Source organism: Nonomuraea sp. NPDC050022 (assembly GCF_044460705.1).
Taxonomy (GTDB): domain Bacteria; phylum Actinomycetota; class Actinomycetes; order Streptosporangiales; family Streptosporangiaceae; genus Nonomuraea.
Genome location: NZ_JBITKE010000011.1, coordinates 264250 through 279565 on the forward strand (window position 1 = coordinate 264250; position 15316 = coordinate 279565).

At 70.7% G+C, this 15316-nt stretch carries 13 protein-coding genes; 6 read left to right on the forward strand and 7 right to left on the reverse strand.

Going from position 1 to position 15316, the window contains the following annotated elements:
• Positions 1 to 3: 3 nt before the first annotated feature.
• From ACIBO2_RS41845 to ACIBO2_RS41860, 4 genes are all read right to left on the reverse strand, one after another.
• Entirely contained in the window at positions 4 to 822 is an 819-nt protein-coding gene (locus ACIBO2_RS41845) for a carbohydrate ABC transporter permease (RefSeq protein WP_225301084.1), read from the reverse strand.
• Entirely contained in the window at positions 819 to 1727 is a 909-nt protein-coding gene (locus ACIBO2_RS41850; protein ID WP_358550027.1) for a sugar ABC transporter permease, read from the reverse strand. Before ACIBO2_RS41850 ends, ACIBO2_RS41845 begins: the two co-directional genes overlap by 4 nt.
• The gene (locus tag ACIBO2_RS41855) at positions 1724 to 2752 is read right to left on the reverse strand and encodes a LacI family DNA-binding transcriptional regulator (RefSeq protein WP_358550025.1); all 1029 of its coding nucleotides are present in this window, start codon (positions 2750 to 2752) and stop codon (positions 1724 to 1726) included. The genes ACIBO2_RS41850 and ACIBO2_RS41855 overlap by 4 nt, the downstream gene beginning before the upstream one ends.
• 177 nt (positions 2753 to 2929) lie before the next feature.
• Positions 2930 to 4135: an MFS transporter gene (locus ACIBO2_RS41860; RefSeq protein WP_358550023.1), complete on the reverse strand. Its 1206-nt coding sequence runs from the start codon at positions 4133 to 4135 to the stop codon at positions 2930 to 2932.
• Between the two features lie 41 nt (positions 4136 to 4176).
• On the opposite strand from ACIBO2_RS41860, the gene ACIBO2_RS41865 reads away from it, so the two are divergent.
• Positions 4177 to 5466, forward strand: coding sequence for an ROK family protein (locus ACIBO2_RS41865; protein ID WP_397303954.1), 1290 nt, complete (start codon positions 4177 to 4179; stop codon positions 5464 to 5466).
• A 640-nt stretch (positions 5467 to 6106) separates the two neighbouring features.
• A complete protein-coding gene (gene mihF / locus ACIBO2_RS41870) occupies positions 6107 to 6412 on the forward strand; it encodes an integration host factor, actinobacterial type (protein WP_225301079.1) in 306 nt (101 codons plus the stop codon).
• Positions 6413 to 6557: 145 nt separating this feature from the next.
• Here the strand turns inward: mihF and ACIBO2_RS41875 are convergent, their stop codons facing one another.
• Together ACIBO2_RS41875 and ACIBO2_RS41880 are read right to left on the reverse strand one after the other, a co-directional pair.
• Positions 6558 to 7205: a response regulator transcription factor gene (locus ACIBO2_RS41875; RefSeq protein ID WP_357959441.1), complete on the reverse strand. Its 648-nt coding sequence runs from the start codon at positions 7203 to 7205 to the stop codon at positions 6558 to 6560.
• Positions 7196 to 8431, reverse strand: a complete 1236-nt coding sequence (locus ACIBO2_RS41880; RefSeq protein WP_358550019.1) for a sensor domain-containing protein — start codon at positions 8429 to 8431, stop codon at positions 7196 to 7198. Before ACIBO2_RS41880 ends, ACIBO2_RS41875 begins: the two co-directional genes overlap by 10 nt.
• A 192-nt stretch (positions 8432 to 8623) precedes the next feature.
• On the opposite strand from ACIBO2_RS41880, the gene ACIBO2_RS41885 reads away from it, so the two are divergent.
• The 4 genes from ACIBO2_RS41885 to ACIBO2_RS41900 all read left to right on the forward strand — a co-directional run bounded on the left by ACIBO2_RS41885 (position 8624) and on the right by ACIBO2_RS41900 (position 13705).
• Positions 8624 to 9907: an acyltransferase gene (locus tag ACIBO2_RS41885; protein ID WP_397303955.1), complete on the forward strand. Its 1284-nt coding sequence runs from the start codon at positions 8624 to 8626 to the stop codon at positions 9905 to 9907.
• Positions 9908 to 9966: 59 nt separating this feature from the next.
• A complete protein-coding gene (locus ACIBO2_RS41890; RefSeq protein ID WP_397303956.1) occupies positions 9967 to 10467 on the forward strand; it encodes a GNAT family N-acetyltransferase in 501 nt (166 codons plus the stop codon).
• A gap of 62 nt (positions 10468 to 10529) precedes the next feature.
• On the forward strand, positions 10530 to 13037 hold the full coding sequence (locus ACIBO2_RS41895) for a DUF3516 domain-containing protein (RefSeq protein ID WP_358550055.1): 2508 nt from the start codon (positions 10530 to 10532) through the stop codon (positions 13035 to 13037).
• Between the two features lie 170 nt (positions 13038 to 13207).
• Complete coding sequence (locus ACIBO2_RS41900) at positions 13208 to 13705, forward strand: DUF2087 domain-containing protein (protein WP_358550013.1); 498 nt, start codon at positions 13208 to 13210, stop codon at positions 13703 to 13705.
• Here the strand turns inward: ACIBO2_RS41900 and ACIBO2_RS41905 are convergent.
• Positions 13702 to 15306, reverse strand: a complete 1605-nt coding sequence (locus ACIBO2_RS41905) for a beta-N-acetylhexosaminidase (protein ID WP_397303957.1) — start codon at positions 15304 to 15306, stop codon at positions 13702 to 13704. The genes ACIBO2_RS41900 and ACIBO2_RS41905 overlap by 4 nt on opposite strands.
• Between the last annotated feature and the right edge of the window lie 10 nt (positions 15307 to 15316).

Sequence of the window (15316 nt, forward strand, 5' to 3'; positions counted from 1 at the left end):
CTCCTAGCCCTTCACAGCGCCGGCCATCAGGCCGGACCTCAGCCGTCGCTGGATGATTGCGAAAAAGATCAGGCTCGGGATCGTCGCCATGAGCGACGCCGCGGCCAGCGGGCCGAGCCTCGACACTCCCTCAGGGCCGGTGAACCTCACCAGCGTCAGCGGTAGCGTCATCACATCGGGGTCCTTGAGGACCACGAGCGCGAACAGGAACTCGTTCCACGAGGAGATGAACGAGAACAGCAGGGTCGCCACCACGCCCGGCGCGAGCAGCGGCGCGACGATGCTGATGATCGAGCGCAGGCGGGTCGCGCCGTCCATGGCCGCGGCCTCCTCCAGCTCGCGCGGCACGGAGCGTACGTACCCCTGAAGCATCCACAGCGCGAACGGCAGCGTGAAGGTAACGTGCACGACCACCAGGCCGAACAGCGTGTTCACCAGGTCGAGCTGCTTGAGCACCATGAACAGCGGGATGATGATCAGGATGAACGGGAAGACCTGGCTGACCAGCACCCACCCGAGCGCCACCCGCTTGAGCACGCCCTTGTAGCGGGCCAGGGCGTAGGAGGCGGGCAGCGAGACGGCGACCGTCAGCACGGAGCTGGACAGGGCCACGATCAGGCTGCGCAGCCCGGCTCCCACCAGGTCCTGCTCACCGAAGGCGTCGCTGAAGTTGGCCAGCGTCGGCCGGTCCGGGATCCACGTCGGGTGCAGGTTGGCCATCTCCTGCGGCGTCTTGAGCGCCGTGGACAGCAGCCATACCAGCGGGAAGGCCAGAAAGACCATGTAGGCCAGCAGTGCCGCGTACTGCGGGATCTTCTTCATGACGCCTCCCGCATCTGCCGCCAGAGATAGAAGCCGAGCAGGGCCAGCACGACGATCACGATGGTGACGCCCATGGTCGCCGCGTAGCCGAAGAAGCCGTAGCGGAACGCCTCCTCGTAGGCGAACAGCATCGGCAGCCTGGTCCGCCCCCCGGGCCCGCCCTGCGTCAGCACGTAGACGAGGGTGAACTGGTTGACGTTCCACACGAAGTCGAGCGAGGTGATGGTGACGATCACAGGCCGCAGCTGCGGCAGCGTGATGCTCCAGAACTTCCGCCAGGTGGCCGCCCCGTCGACCTCGCCCGCCTCGTAGAGCTCCTTGGGGATGCCCTGCAGGCCGGCCAGCAGGACGACCGTGGTCTGCGGCATACCGCTCCAGACGCCCATGACGATGATGGCGGGCAGGGCCCAGGAGAAGTCGGCGAGCCAGTTGATGTCGGTGCCGAACGTGGTGTTCACGATCCCGGCGTCGGGGTGGTAGACCAGCCGCCACATCAGGCCGATGACCACCGGCGGCATCGCCCACGGCACCACGGTCAGCACCCGGGCCAGCCCCCTGAACCACAGCTTCTGGTTGAGCAGCAGCGCCAGCCCCAGGGAAGCCAGGAACTGCAGCACCGTCACCGACACGGCCCAGACCAGGCCGATCCTGATGGACGCCCAGAAGTCCTCGTCGGCCAGCAGCGTGCCGAAGTTCTCCAGGCCCACGAAGCTGGTGACGTGGTTGCGGCCAGACTCGGCGTCGGTGAAGGCCAGCCCGATGCCGTACAGCAGCGGGCCTACGCTGAACAGCAGCACCGGCACCAGCGCGGGCAGCATGAGCACCCACATCTCGCGGGTTTGCCGCGAGAGGCCGCCGGGTCGCCTGCGCCGCGTCTGCGGGGGCCTGGTCGCGGTCGCCGTCATGAAGACCTTCCTCCCTCGGACGCCTCGCCTGCGGTGGACGCGCGGACCGCCAGGCGGGGCAGGACGGTGACCAGGCGAGGTTCGCGATCGCCGTTCTGCAGCCGGTCGAGCAGCAGCTCGGCGGCGGCCTTGCCGCGTTCGGCGGAGCCCAGCGAGACGCTGGTGAGCGACGGCCAGGAGGCGGCGGCCAGGTCGGTGTCGTCCATGCCGACCACCGCGACGTCCTGCGGCACCCGCTTGCCCGCCGCGCGCAGCACGTCGAGCGCGCCCAGCGCGATCAGGTCGTTGGCGCACATCAGCGCATCGATGTCGGGCGCCCGCCGCAGCAGCGTCGCCACCGCGCGGCGGCCCTCCTCGCGGTAGAAGTCGCCGATCTCCACCAGCTTCTCCTCGTACGGCAGGCCGACCGCCGCCAGCGCCTCGCGGTACGCGGCGCCGCGGGCGGCTCCCGGCACGGTGTCGAGCGGGCCGTTGACCATGCCGATCCGGCGGCGGCCGAGCATGTGCAGGTGGTCGATGGCGAGCCTGACGCCGGTGCGCGAGTCCGCGCGTACGTTGTCGACCGGCGTCCCGTCGGGCACCGAGCCGATGATCACGACGGGCGCCCGGGCGGCGGCGAGCATCCGCAGGTGCGCCTCGGTGACGCGCAGCGGGCTCATGATCAGCCCGTCGACGTAGCGCTCGCCGAGGCTGTGCAGCACGTCGATCTCGTCGGCGGCGACGGCGTCGGTCGAGTGCAGGACCAGCCGGTAGCCCGCCGCCTTGAGCACGGGCTGGATCTCGCGCAGCATGGCCAGGTAGGCCGGGTTGCCGATGTCGGCCATGGCGAAGGCGACCTGGTGCGTGCGGCGCGACTTGAGCGACCTCGCCACGGCGTTGCGCACGTAACCGAGCTCGTCGGCGGCGGCCATCACCTTGCGCACGGTCTCCTGCCTGGTCGGCAGGCCGTTCAGCACCCGCGAGACCGAGGCGATGGAGACGCCCGCGCGCTCGGCGATCGTGGTGATCGTGGGTCCGTCGGCCAAGGCTGTCCCTCCATGCGCGTCGAACGAATCCGTAAAATCGCTGTAAACGTTTACGGCGTGTGGGACATGAAACATGCACGTTACGCATGGGGTCAAGTCACGATCACATAACGCGAGGTCAACAAGCGCCGCCTGGCTCCGGGGCGGAACCAGGCGAGCCCGTAGCGGGGTATCAGGTCAGCGCGAGTCGGCCGGGACCGGTACGGGGACGCGGTTCAGGGCGCGGATCGCCGGGGCGCCCGCGAGGGCGACCGCGGCGGCCAGCAGGGCCGGGACGATCAGTGCGAACCGCAACGTCCAGGACTCCGCGAGGTAGCCGAGCAGCGCGGGCCCCACCAGCAGCCCGCTGTAGCCGAAGGCCGTCACCAGCGCCAGCGCGCGGCCGACCCGGTTGCCCGCCGCGCCCACCGCGCTGAAGATCACCGGTACGACGGTGGCCAGTCCGACGCCCACGAGCGCCCACCCGGACCACGCGCACACCACCTGGAGCGCGTCGGCGGTGAGCGGAGCGACGAGGACGAGCACGTAGCCGCAGGTGGCGAGCACGCCGGCGAGCTGGATCGTGCGCACCGAGCCGAGGCGGGCCCGGATCGGGTCGCCCAGCAGCCGTACCGTCGTCATGGCCACGGCGAAGATCGTGTAGGCGATCGGCGCGGCGGCCGGGTCGGTGTGCAGCACCCAGCGGGCGTGCAGGGCGGCCCAGTCGATGGCGGCGCCCTCGCTCAGGTGCCCGGCGAACGCGGCCAGGCCCAGCAGGGCCACCAGACCCCAGCGCAGCGGGCTGCTCTCGGTCGTGCTCTCGTTCCGGGTGACGTGCTGGGGCGGGTCCGGCAGCAGCATCCGCGCCGCCGGAACGTACAGGAACGGCACCACGATCGCCGCCCCGACCAGCAGCGCCTGCGGGTCCACGCCGATCTTCAGCGCCCCGGCGGTCAGCGCGCCACCGACGGCGCCGCCCAGGCTCCACGTGCCGTGGAAGGCCGAGATGATCGGCCGGCCGTAGACGCGTTCGACCTCGACCGAGTGGGAGTTCATGGCCACCTCGGCCACCCCCAGGCCGATCCCGAGCAGCACGGCGAGAACCGCCAGCGCCGGGTAGGAGGGGGCCAAGGCGGGGCCGAGCAGGACGGCCGCCGACAGCGGCCCGCCGACCCAGCAGACGGCCCTGCTCGACCACTTGTCCACCAGCGGCCCCGCCACCAGCATCGACACCAGCGCGCCGCCCGAGACCAGCAGCAGGACGCTGCCGAGCCGGGCCGGTCCGAGATCCAGGCGGTCGTTGAGCGACGGCAACCCCGCCGCCCACAGGCCCATCACGAACCCACTGAGAAAGAAGAAAGAGAAGACTGCGATACGGGCGCGCTTGGCGTCACTTTTGTTCACGGCTAGAGCATAATAACCCGGATGAGGCTTCGACAATGGTGATGAACGGGGCAACGACGAGTGCCGGTCTGCGCGCGTACAACCGGGTGCGGCTGCTGCGGGCCGTGCACGACTGCGGCGCGACCCGTACGCGCTCCCGTCTGACCCAGGACCTGGCGCTGGCCCGAGGCACCGCCTCGGTGCTGGTCAGCGGCCTGGCCGACGACCGGCTGCTGCACGAGGAGCCGTCCGCGGAGCATGCCAGGGGACGCCCCACCCAGGTGCCTGGCCCGCATCCCGAGGGGCCGCTGGCGCTGGCCGTGGACCTCCGGGAGGACTCGTGGGAGGTCGCGGCCTGCGAGCTGGGCGGACGCGTCTCCGTCCTGGACGTACGGCGCCACGACGGCACGCCAGAAGGAGCCCTGGGGCCGCTCGGTGAGGTGCTGCGCGGGCAGCTCGGACGCCTCGGGTCCCGGGTAATCGGGGTGGGCGTCGCGGTGGCGGGGCCGGTGCGTGACGGCGGCCTGGTGGACGTGGCCCACCTGCGCTGGCGCTCCGTGGACGTGCCCGCGCTGCTCGGTCTCGGCGCCGCGGTGCCGGGCGGCGGGCCGCGGGTGGGCAACGACACGGCCTTCGCGGCCTTGGCCGAGGCGCGGCGGGGACGTTTGCGCGGGATCGGGGTGGGGCTGCACATCCACGTGGACTTCGACCTCGGCGGCGTGCTCGTGGTGGACGGGCGCCCGCTGGAAGGGGCCGGCGGGATGGGCGCGGAGTTCGGGCACATGCCGCTCACGGGCGGCGAGGCGCCCTGCATGTGCGGCGCGCACGGCTGCTGGGGGCTGGAGGTGGGCGCGAACGCGCTCCTGCGCCACATGGGCCTGGCGTACGGCGGCGGCCAGGGCCGCGACGACGCCCGCCGCATCCTCGCCACCGCCGAAGCAGGCGGCGGCACGGGTGACGTGACGGACAACGCGGCGGGCGGTCGCACCAGAGGCGGCGGGACGGGCGGCGGCCAGGTTCCGAGCCCGCACGACCACACGGGCGGCGGGGCGGCGCTGCGCGCGGTCAGGACGAACGCGCAGGCGCTGGGCCGGGGACTGGCGGCGCTGGTGAACGCGCACGACCCGGCGGTCGTGACCCTGTCGGGCCTGGGCGTCGACCTGTACGACCGGGCCCTGCCCACCCTCATGGAGTCATTCGGCCGCGGCCTGATGACGATCCGCCACGAACGGCCGCCCGTGATCGCCCCCTCGGCCCTGGGCTGGCAGGGTCCGCTGGTCGGCGCCATGGAGTCGGTGTTCGACATGTTCCTCACCGTCTCCGGCGTCGAATCCTGGCGCGACAGCACGTGATAGGGGCTGGCTGATCGAGCGCTGGCGAATAGAGCGCCGGTGAATAGAGCGCCGGTGAATAGAGCACGGCCCCGTGAAGCGCGGGGAAGCCTTGATCCAGCATCCTGCTCCTTCCCCCGAAGAGCACCCCCATGCCGACATGGTACGCGTGCATGCCCCCTGACCTGCAACAACCCGGCCCCGCCGGAGCGTTGCCGGGCCGATCCAAGCCCTCGCGACACGCCCGAACGCCGAATGTGACGGATACCACGCGCAAGGGCGGAAACCACCCACCCGAGCCGTGATCTTGCCGAGAGGGCATCCCGGGAGAGGCGACACCGCACGCCGGCCTGCGGCTCCGCCGACCTGGCGGAATCCCGCCGGAGAGCTCTATGACCTGGTCAGAGACCGTTTCGCGGCCGCGAAGGCGATGTCGCCCGGTGGGCGGGCTACGGTGAGGAGAACCTCGTGGTCGGCGGCATGGGCGTCAGCGGAGGCACGCTCGCGCGGGAGGTGGCGGGCGCCGAGACGGCCGTTTCGGCGTGGCGCACACGCTGAGCGGGCGCTTTTCGCAACACGAACCGCTGGTATCCGCCATGATTAGCCACTGCACTACGGGTTACAGGAATCCCCGACCCCAAACTCCCCTAGGAGAACCGAGATGGCACTTCCGACTCTCACCCCCGAGCAGCGCAAGGCGGCTCTGGAGAAGGCCGCGGAGGCACGCGCGGCCCGCACCGCCCTGCTGGGCAAGGTCAAGGCCGGTGAGCTGACCTTCGCGCAGCTGCTGGAGCGCGACGACGACATCGCCAAGAAGATCAAGGTGTCGCAGGCCCTGCGCGCCGTCAAGGGCGTCGGCCCGGCCAAGGCCACCGCGCTCATGGAGGAGGCCGGCGTCGACGAGAAGCGCCGCCTCGGCGGCCTGGGCGCCCAGCAGCGCAAGAAGCTGGTCGACGCGCTCGGCTGACCACCGGGCGGCCAGGTCCGCGCGGAACGCCGCGCGGACCGGCCGGCGCCCTGGAGGTACCCGGCATCTGGAAGTGCAGGGTGTGTCAGGGGCCCGCCTGGACGTACAGCGTGTGTCAGGGGCCCGCTTGGACGTACAGCCTGTGTCAGGACCGCAGATAGGCGAGGACGGCCAGCACGCGCCGATGCTGATCGCTGTCGTCGGCGTAGAGCCCGAGCTTGCTGAAGATGCTCCTGATGTGCTTCTCCACGGCCCCGTCGCTGATGACCAGCTGCCTGCCGATGGCCGGATTGGACTTGCCCTCGGCCATCAGCCCGAGCACTTCCCGCTCCCGCGGCGTCAGCTGCGCCAACGGGTCGTCCCTGCGCCTGCGCACCATCAATTGGGACACCACCTGAGGATCGAACACGGTCCCGCCCGCGGCGACCCGCCGCAGGCCCTCCATGAACTCGTCCACGTCCACGACCCGGTCCTTCAGCAGGTAGCCCACCGCGCCTCGGGCGTCGGCCAGCAGGTCGTCGGCGTAGGAGACCTCGACGTACTGCGAGAGGATCAGCACCGGCGCCCCCGGAACCCGGCGGCGCGCCTCCACGGCGGCCCTGAGCCCCTCGTCGGTGAACGACGGCGGCATCCGCACGTCGACCACGGACACGTCCGGCCGATGCTCGGCCACCGCCTTGACGAGGCCGTCGCCGTCACCCGCCGTCGCGACCACCTCGCAGCCGAACTCCTCCAACAGCCTGACCAGGCCCTCCCTGATCAGAACCGCGTCATCGGCCACGACTACCCGCACGGCACCTCCGCCACGATCACCGTAGGCCCGCCGTCCGGCGACTGCACGGCCAGCTCCCCGTCGACCGCGCGGAGCCGGTCGGCCAGACCGGCGAGACCATGTCCCTTGGCGACGTGCGCGCCGCCGACCCCATCATCCCCGATGGTGAGCATGAGAATGTCACCGATGTGGACGAGCTGGATCGTGCAGATGGTGGCGCGGCTGTGCTTGGCGACGTTCGTGAGCGTCTCGGCGACGACGTAGTAGATGGCGTTCTCGACGGAGGCCTGGTAGCGGCGGACGGTCTGCACGTCGAGGTCGACCGGGATGGTGCAGCGTCCGGCCAGGGCGGCCAGGGCCGGGGCGAGGCCGCGGTCGGACAGGATGGGCGGCGCGATGCCGCGTGACAGGGCGCGCAGCTCGTCGAGCGTCTCGCGAGTGGCGGTGATCGCCGAGCTGATCGTGGCCTGCGCGGCGTCGGGGTCGCGCTGCATCTGCCGCTGCGCCCTGGACAGCTCCATGGCCAGCGAGACCAGCCGCTGCTGCGGCCCGTCGTGGATGTCGCGCTCCAGCTTGCGCAGCGCGTTGGCCTCGGCGGAGACGGCCGCGGCCCGGCCTTCGGCCAGGTCGTCGATGCGCTCCTGCAGCTCGGCGACCCCGGTCAGCAACGCGCGGCCGACCCCGGCGCGCAGCAGCGCGGCGGCGCGCGTCATGAACGGCAGAATGAGCAGGCCGAGCAGGCCGAGCACGACGTAGAAGGCCGAGTTGACCCAGTAGTTCTGCTCGAACCCGAGCAGCTGGGGCAGCTCTTCGTTGCCGGGGATGCGCGAGGTGATGGCGCCCCACAGCGGGTAGCTCAGCCCGGCGGTCGGCACCGCCCAGAACACCACGGTCAGCACGAACGACACGATGGCGAGGGGGAAGTTGATGATCCCGTGCAGCAGGTCGAGCCATGACTGCCCGCTGGTCATGGGGTTCACCAGCCGGCGGAACCGGCCCGCGCCCGCCGGTGCGGGCTTGTAGCGGGGGCGCACCGGAGGGCGCTTGAGCACGTCGGAGAGCCAGCCGCGCTCCGCGTCCGCGAACCCCCTGGCGATCATGAGCGTCCCCGCGAGGAGGGGCACGCCGATCCATACGACCGCCGTGCCCACACCGGCGGCCATGCCCACGACCAGCAGCACGAAGGCGATGACGGCCGTGGGGAAGCCGACCAGCGTGTAGCGCGTGTCCAGGAGGACACGTCTCATGAGGGAGCGCATGGCGTTCACGGTACGACTGTGCCATGCCCGGATCGACCCTGTGCGCCGGTATACGGCGGTAGGGCCTGCCCTACCTTCCATGGTGGTGTGATCTTCTCGCAAGAGGGCGGCTCACGGCACTGTGCCGCGCCGCCCGCGACGGAAGTCTTGAAGCCTCACTTCACGATGAATCGAGGCCCCATGACCGCGTTGCTCGACCATCCGGCGGCCCTGCCTGAGGCCGCCGCACCGGTCCGCCCCACCCCGGCGAAGCGGGCGACGGTCAGGGACCCGTTCATCGACCTGCTGCGGGTGTTCGGCATGGCGCTCGTGGTGCTGCAGCACTGGACGATCCCGGTGCTGGCCTTCGACGGCACCCGCCTGACCACCGGCAACGCCCTGTCGACGCCGGGCGTCTGGGTGGTGACCTGGATCAGCCAGGTGATGCCGCTGGTGTTCTTCGCGGGCGGCGCCGCCAACGCGATCAGCTTCGGCCGGGCGGCGCACGGCGGGCCGCAGTGGCTGGCCACCCGGCTGCGCCGGCTGGCCTGGCCGCTCCTGCCGCTGGCCGCGGTCTGGATCCCGCTCCCCCAGTTGCTGCTCACGCTGGGCGTGCCCGCGCAGCCGCTGCAGGTGGGTGCGCAGCTCACCGGGCAGCTCCTGTGGTTCCTGGCCGTCTACCTGATCGCGGTCACGGCCACGCCGTACATGATGAGCCTGCACGACCGGTACGGCCTGCGCGTCCCCGCCGTGCTGGCGGCCGGGGCGGTGCTGACGGACGTGCTGCGGTTCTCGACGGGGGTCGACGCGCTGGGCTACCTCAACATCGTGTTCGTCTGGCTGGCGGTGCACCAGCTCGGTTTCCGGTACGCCGAGGGACGGCTGACCCGCCCCGGCCTGATGGCGATCGGCGGCTTCGGGGCCGCGGCGCTGCTCGTGGCGTTCGGCCCGTACCCGGGCAGCATGATCGGCCTGCCCAGCGCCGAGGTGTCGAACATGGCTCCGCCCACGCTGGCCATGCTGGCCGTCTCGATCGGCCAGATCGGGCTGGCCACGCTGCTGCGGCCGTGGATCCTGCGGCTGCGGACCGAGAAGCTGCTCGCCTGGGCCGGGCCGCGCATCATGACCGCCTATCTGTGGCACATGCCGGCGCTGTTCGCGGTCACCGGCGTGGTCGTCGTCGGTCTCGGCATCGACACGCCGGCGCCGGGCGGCCTGGTCTGGTTCGCCGGGTGGCCGATCTGGTTTGGGATGCTCTGCCTGGTGATGTGGCCGCTGCTGAAGGGTTTCTCCCGGTTCGAGGAGCCGCCCGCGCTGCCGTACGGGAAGGCCACCTGGCGCGGCGCGCTCACCTCGGCGGGGCTGGTCGGCGGCGGGCTGCTGGGCCTGACGGTGGCGGGGTTCGCGCCCGGCAACACGCCGTTCCTGGCGGCCCTGGCCATCCTGGGCGGCCTGCTGCTCACCGGCCCGAAGGCCCGCGTGTGACGCGCGCGTGAGGATGCGGAAACATGATGGTCACGCGAATCCTCTAAGAATGCGGTTCTATGACGCTCATCCAGCCTTTGTCCGAGACCGACCTGCCAGCCGTCGCCGAGATCTACGCGCACTACGTGACGGATTCGGTGGCGACCTTCGACGAGACGCCCCTCGACATCGAGGCGTGGCGGCTGAAGGCGGCGGCGATCGCCGAGGCGGGCCTGCCGTTCCTGGTGGCCAAGGAGGCGGACGGCCGGGTGCTGGGGTTCGCCTATTGCGGGCGTTACCGCCCCAAGCCCGCCTATCGGCACACCGTGGAGGACACGATCTACCTCTCGCCGGGGGCGACGGGGCGCCGGCTGGGGCGGCTGCTGCTCGGCGAGTTGATCGCCCGCACCGGCGAGACCGGCGTCCGGCAGATGATCGCGGTGATCGCCGACGGCGGTGACCCGGCCTCGCTGAAGCTGCACGCGGCGTTCGGATTCGCGGAGGCGGGCCGGCTGAAGTCGGTCGGTTTCAAGCACGGGCGATGGATCGACACCATCCTCTACCAGCTCGAACTCCCCTGAGTCACGGGGATCTGACGCCGTCGCGCCGCCTCGGGTTCGAGCATTCGGCAAACTTCGGCAGGATAGAGGGTGTGAGCCTTCTCGTTGACCGCCTGCCAGAAGAGATCGACGCCGACCCGGACGCCATTTTCGACGCGTTCGTCTCCTGGAACTCCGAACGGGGGCTCACGCTCTATCCCGCCCAGGAGGAGGCGCTCATCGAGGTCGTCTCCGGGAGCAACGTGATCCTGTCCACCCCGACGGGCTCCGGCAAGAGCCTGGTCGCGGCGGGCGCCCACTTCGCCGCGCTGACCAGGGACGTACGCACCTTCTACACCGCGCCGATCAAGGCGCTGGTGTCGGAGAAGTTCTTCGACCTCGTCTCCGTCTTCGGCACCGAAAATGTCGGCATGATGACCGGCGACGCCAGCGTCAACCCGGGCGCACCGATCATCTGCTGCACGGCCGAGATCCTGGCCAACGTCGCGCTGCGCGACGGCGCGGCGGCCGACATCGGCCAGGTCGTCATGGACGAGTTCCACTTCTACGCCGAGCCCGACCGGGGCTGGGCGTGGCAGGTGCCGCTGCTGGAGCTGCCGAACGTCCAGTTCATCCTGATGTCGGCCACGCTCGGCGACGTCTCGATGTTCGAGCGCGACCTGACCCGGCGCACCGGCCGGCCCACCTCGGTCGTCAAGCACACCGAGCGGCCGGTGCCGCTGATCTACTCCTACCGGATGACGCCCCTGCACGAGACGCTGGAGGAGATGCTCCGCACCGGGCAGGCGCCGGTCTACGTCGTGCACTTCACCCAGGCCGCCGCCATGGAGCGGGCGCAGTCACTGATGTCGATCAACATGTCGACGAAGGCCGAGAAGGAGGCCATCGCGACGCTGATCGGCGGCTTCCGCTTCACCACCCGGTTCGGCCGCGCCCTGTCCCGCCTCGTACGCCACGGCATCGGCGTCCACCACGCCGGGATGCTGCCCAAATACCGGCGGCTGGTGGAGCGGCTGGCCCAGGCCGGCCTGCTGAAGGTCATCTGCGGCACCGACACCCTCGGCGTCGGCGTCAACGTGCCGATCCGGACCGTGCTGTTCACCGCGCTGTCCAAGTACGACGGCAACAAGGTGCGCCGCCTGCGCGCCCGCGAGTTCCACCAGATCGCCGGCCGGGCCGGGCGGGCCGGCTTCGACACCATCGGCTACGTCGCCTGCCAGGCGCCCGAGCACGACATCGAGAACGCCAAGGCGCTGGCGAAGATCGGCGACGACCCGAAGCGGCGGCGCGGCTACGCCCGCAAGAAGCCGCCGGAGGGCTTCGTCGGCTGGAGCGAGGAGACCTTCGAGAAGCTGCAGACCGCCGAGCCGGAGCCGCTCAACTCCCGGTTCAAGGTCACCAACGCCATGCTGCTCGCGGTCATCAACCGGCCCGGCGACTGCTTCCAGGCGATGAAGCACCTGCTCACCGACAACCACGAGGACCGCAAGTGGCAGCGGCGGCACATCAGCCAGGCCATCGCCATCTACCGGTCGCTGCTCGCGGGCGGCATCGTGGAGCAGCTCACGGAGGCCGACGAGCAGGGCAGGCGGGCCAGGCTGACGATCGACCTGCAGGAGGACTTCGCGCTCAACCAGGCGCTGTCCACCTTCGCGCTGGCCGCCTTCGACCTGCTCGACCACGACTCGCCGAGCTACGCCCTCGACATGGTGTCGATCGTGGAGTCCATCCTCGACGACCCGCGCCAGATCCTGTCGGCCCAGCTGAAGAAGGCCAGGGGCGAGGCGGTCGCGCAGATGAAGGCCGACGGCATCGAGTACGAGGAGCGGATGGAGCAGCTGGCCGAGGTCATGTACCCGATGCCGCTGGACGATCTGCTGCTCGGGGCCTATGAGACCTACCGGCACGGGCATCCGTGGGTGGGCGACTACACGGTCAGCCCGAAGAGCGTGGTGCGCGACATGTACGAACGGGCGATGACGTTCGCCGACTACATCCAGTTCTACGAGCTGGCCAGGTCGGAGGGCACGGTGCTGCGCTACCTGGCCGACGCCTACCGGACGCTGTCGCGCACGGTCCCCGAGCACCTCAAGACCGAGGACCTGATCGACCTGATCGAGTGGCTGGGCGAGCTGGTCAGGCAGGTCGACTCCTCGCTGATCGACGAGTGGGAGCAGCTGGCCAACCCGGAGGAGGCGCTGGAGCGCCAGGAGCAGCTGGAGGCCAAGGTCCGGCCGGTCACCGCCAACACGCGGGCCTTCCGGGTGCTGGTGCGCAACGCGATGTTCCGCCTGGTCGAGCTCTGCGCCATCGAGAAGGAGGACGAGCTGGGAGAGCTGGCGCCCGACGTCGACTGGGGCTCGGCGCTCGACGCCTACTACGCCGAGCACGAGGAGATCTTCACCGACGCCGACGCGCGGGGTCCCGCGCTGCTGCGCATCGAGGAGGAGAGCGGGCTGTGGAAGGTGCGCCAGACCGTCAAGGACCCGGCGGGTGACGGTGACTGGGGCATCGACGCGCAGATCGACCTGGCCGCCTCCGATGAAGAGGGCCGCGCGGTGGTGCACGTACAGGGTCTCAACAGATTGTGATAAAGCCGTGTGCCGGAACGGACTGGCAAGGGCGCTCCGGCACACGCGCGTTCCTCAAGTCTCCGATAGATAAGTTCGCCATAAGGTCATGACAATGTCTCAAGATCGGGACATTTGGCCGGGATCCCGCCGCGGGCATCGATCCGGCGATCTTGGGACAAAATATCCGGATGAGCGATGAAGAGAACCGACGAGTGCTCGGTCTGCTCGCCCAGGACGACACGCTCCGGGCGTTCGCCTCGCTGGTCCTTGGTGTCGCCGACGGGCTGTCGCCGAAGGTCCTCGCCCGACTGGCCGCCGGTGGGCTGGCCGTGCGGGGCGAGGACGGCGCGTGGCGGGCGGCGCCGGAGAAGTTCCGCGAACTGCTCCGGGCACGGGCCGCCGAGCCCTCGGACGCGGTCGGCGCCGAGGAGCGGCTGCTCCGGACGTTCCTGGTGGACGGGCGGCTGACGACCATGCCCACGAAACGGGACAAGAAGCTCGTGGTGCTGCGTTACATCTCGCGGGTGTTCGAGCCCGGCGTGCGCTATTCGGAGAAGGACGTGAACGTGGCGCTGCGGGCCTTCCACGATGACTACGCGGCGTTGCGCCGCTATCTGGTGGACGAGGACCTGCTGTCGAGGCACGACAACGTCTACTGGCGCAGCGGCGGGCCGGTGGAGCTCTAACTCCGGATGTTGCTGGTCCAGGCGTCGATCTTGGCCTGCCAACGCGCGCGGTCCTCCGGGCGGCCGGGGACGCCGGGCCGGGTCTGCCAGGGCAGCGGCCCCGACTCCGGCCGGTACTCCACCCCGACCGCGGCCAGCCGGGGCAGGTGCGCCGCCAGCCGCAGGCGGAAGTCGGCCAGGTCCCGGGCGGGCGGGCTCCACACCGTCTCCGCGAACGCCGCCACCCTCGGGAAGGCCATGTAGTCCATGTGCCGGTTGGAGTCGATCAGTTCGCTCCACAGGCCGCACTGCGACCCGAGGACCCGCGCCTCTGCCGGATCGTCGCGCAACTCCCCCGGAATCGGGTCGAAGGCATACACATCCTCCAGCGTCAGCACGGTCCCGAACGGCACCGGCTCCTCCTCCCCCGTCCCCTGCCGGTAGTCGAAGTAGACGGAGGTGTTGGGGCAGGTGATCACGTCGTGCCCGGCGCGGGCGGCCGACACCGCCCCCAGGTCGCCGCGCCAGGAGGCCACCACGGCGCCCGGCGCGAGACCGCCTTCCAGGATCTCGTCCCAGCCCACCAGCCGGCGCCCCCGCTCGGCCAGGTAGTCGTCGAAGCGGCGGATGAGCCAGCTCTGCAGCTCCTCCTCGTCCCGCAGCCCGAGCTCGCGGATGCGGCGCCGCGCGGCGGGACTGTCGCGCCACTGGTCCTTGCGGCACTCGTCGCCGCCGACGCACACGTACGGGCTCGGGAACAGCTCCAGCACCTCGTCGAAGACGTTCTGGAAGAAGGCGATCGTGCTCTCCTCGACGTTCAGCACGTTCACTCCGACGCCCCAGGTGGTGCGCACCTCCAGCGGGGTGTCGAGGTTGCCCAGCTCGGGGTAGGCGGCGATGGCGGCCTGGGTGTGGCCGGGCAGGTCGATCTCCGGCACGACGGTGATGTACCGGCGCGCCGCGTAGGCGACAATTTCCCGGATGTCGTCCTGGGTGTAGTAGCCGCCGTGCGGGCGGCCGTCCATGGGGCCGTTCCAGCCGGTCTGGCTCTCCTTGCGCCAGGCGCCGACCTCGGTCAGCCGGGGGTAGCGCTTGATCTCGACGCGCCAGCCCTGGTCGTCGGTCAGGTGCAGGTGCAGCACGTTGAGCTTGTGCAGGGCCATCAGATCGATGAAGCGCAGCACATCCTGCTTGACCATGAAATGCCGGGCGACGTCGAGGATGCAGCCGCGCCACCCGAACCTCGGCTCGTCCTCGATCAGGACGGCCGGCAGCACCAGCGGCCCGCCCGCCGACGCCTTCCTGAACGCGGCGGGCGGGAGCAGCTGCCGCAGGCTCTGCGCGCCGTAGAACACCCCCGCCGGGCCGCCACCCTCGATCACCACGCCGTCGCCCGCCACACTCAGCCGGTACGCCTCGGGCGGCAGATCGTCGCGGAGCCCGAGCGTGATCGTTCCCGAGCCCGGCCCCGGCAGCAGCTCTCCGCCGACGACCGGGCTCAGCTCGCCCCGCAACCAGGAGGCCACCTCGCCCAGCGGCGGCGACGCCGTCACCGAGGTGTCCCGATCGAGGACGAAGCGGCCCTGCCGGATCTCGTACCGGACGGGCTTGGGAACGATCATGAGCTCTCTT

Coding starts and splice junctions, on each gene's coding strand:
- ACIBO2_RS41845 (WP_225301084.1), bottom strand. CDS start 822: ATGAAGAAGATCCCGCAGTACGCGGCACTGCTGGCCTACATGGTCTTT.
- ACIBO2_RS41850 (WP_358550027.1), bottom strand. CDS start 1,727: ATGACGGCGACCGCGACCAGGCCCCCGCAGACGCGGCGCAGGCGACCC.
- ACIBO2_RS41865 (WP_397303954.1), top strand. CDS start 4,177: ATGAACGGGGCAACGACGAGTGCCGGTCTGCGCGCGTACAACCGGGTG.
- mihF (WP_225301079.1), top strand. CDS start 6,107: ATGGCACTTCCGACTCTCACCCCCGAGCAGCGCAAGGCGGCTCTGGAG.
- ACIBO2_RS41880 (WP_358550019.1), bottom strand. CDS start 8,431: ATGAGACGTGTCCTCCTGGACACGCGCTACACGCTGGTCGGCTTCCCC.
- ACIBO2_RS41885 (WP_397303955.1), top strand. CDS start 8,624: ATGACCGCGTTGCTCGACCATCCGGCGGCCCTGCCTGAGGCCGCCGCA.
- ACIBO2_RS41890 (WP_397303956.1), top strand. CDS start 9,967: ATGACGCTCATCCAGCCTTTGTCCGAGACCGACCTGCCAGCCGTCGCC.
- ACIBO2_RS41900 (WP_358550013.1), top strand. CDS start 13,208: ATGAGCGATGAAGAGAACCGACGAGTGCTCGGTCTGCTCGCCCAGGAC.
- ACIBO2_RS41905 (WP_397303957.1), bottom strand. CDS start 15,306: ATGATCGTTCCCAAGCCCGTCCGGTACGAGATCCGGCAGGGCCGCTTC.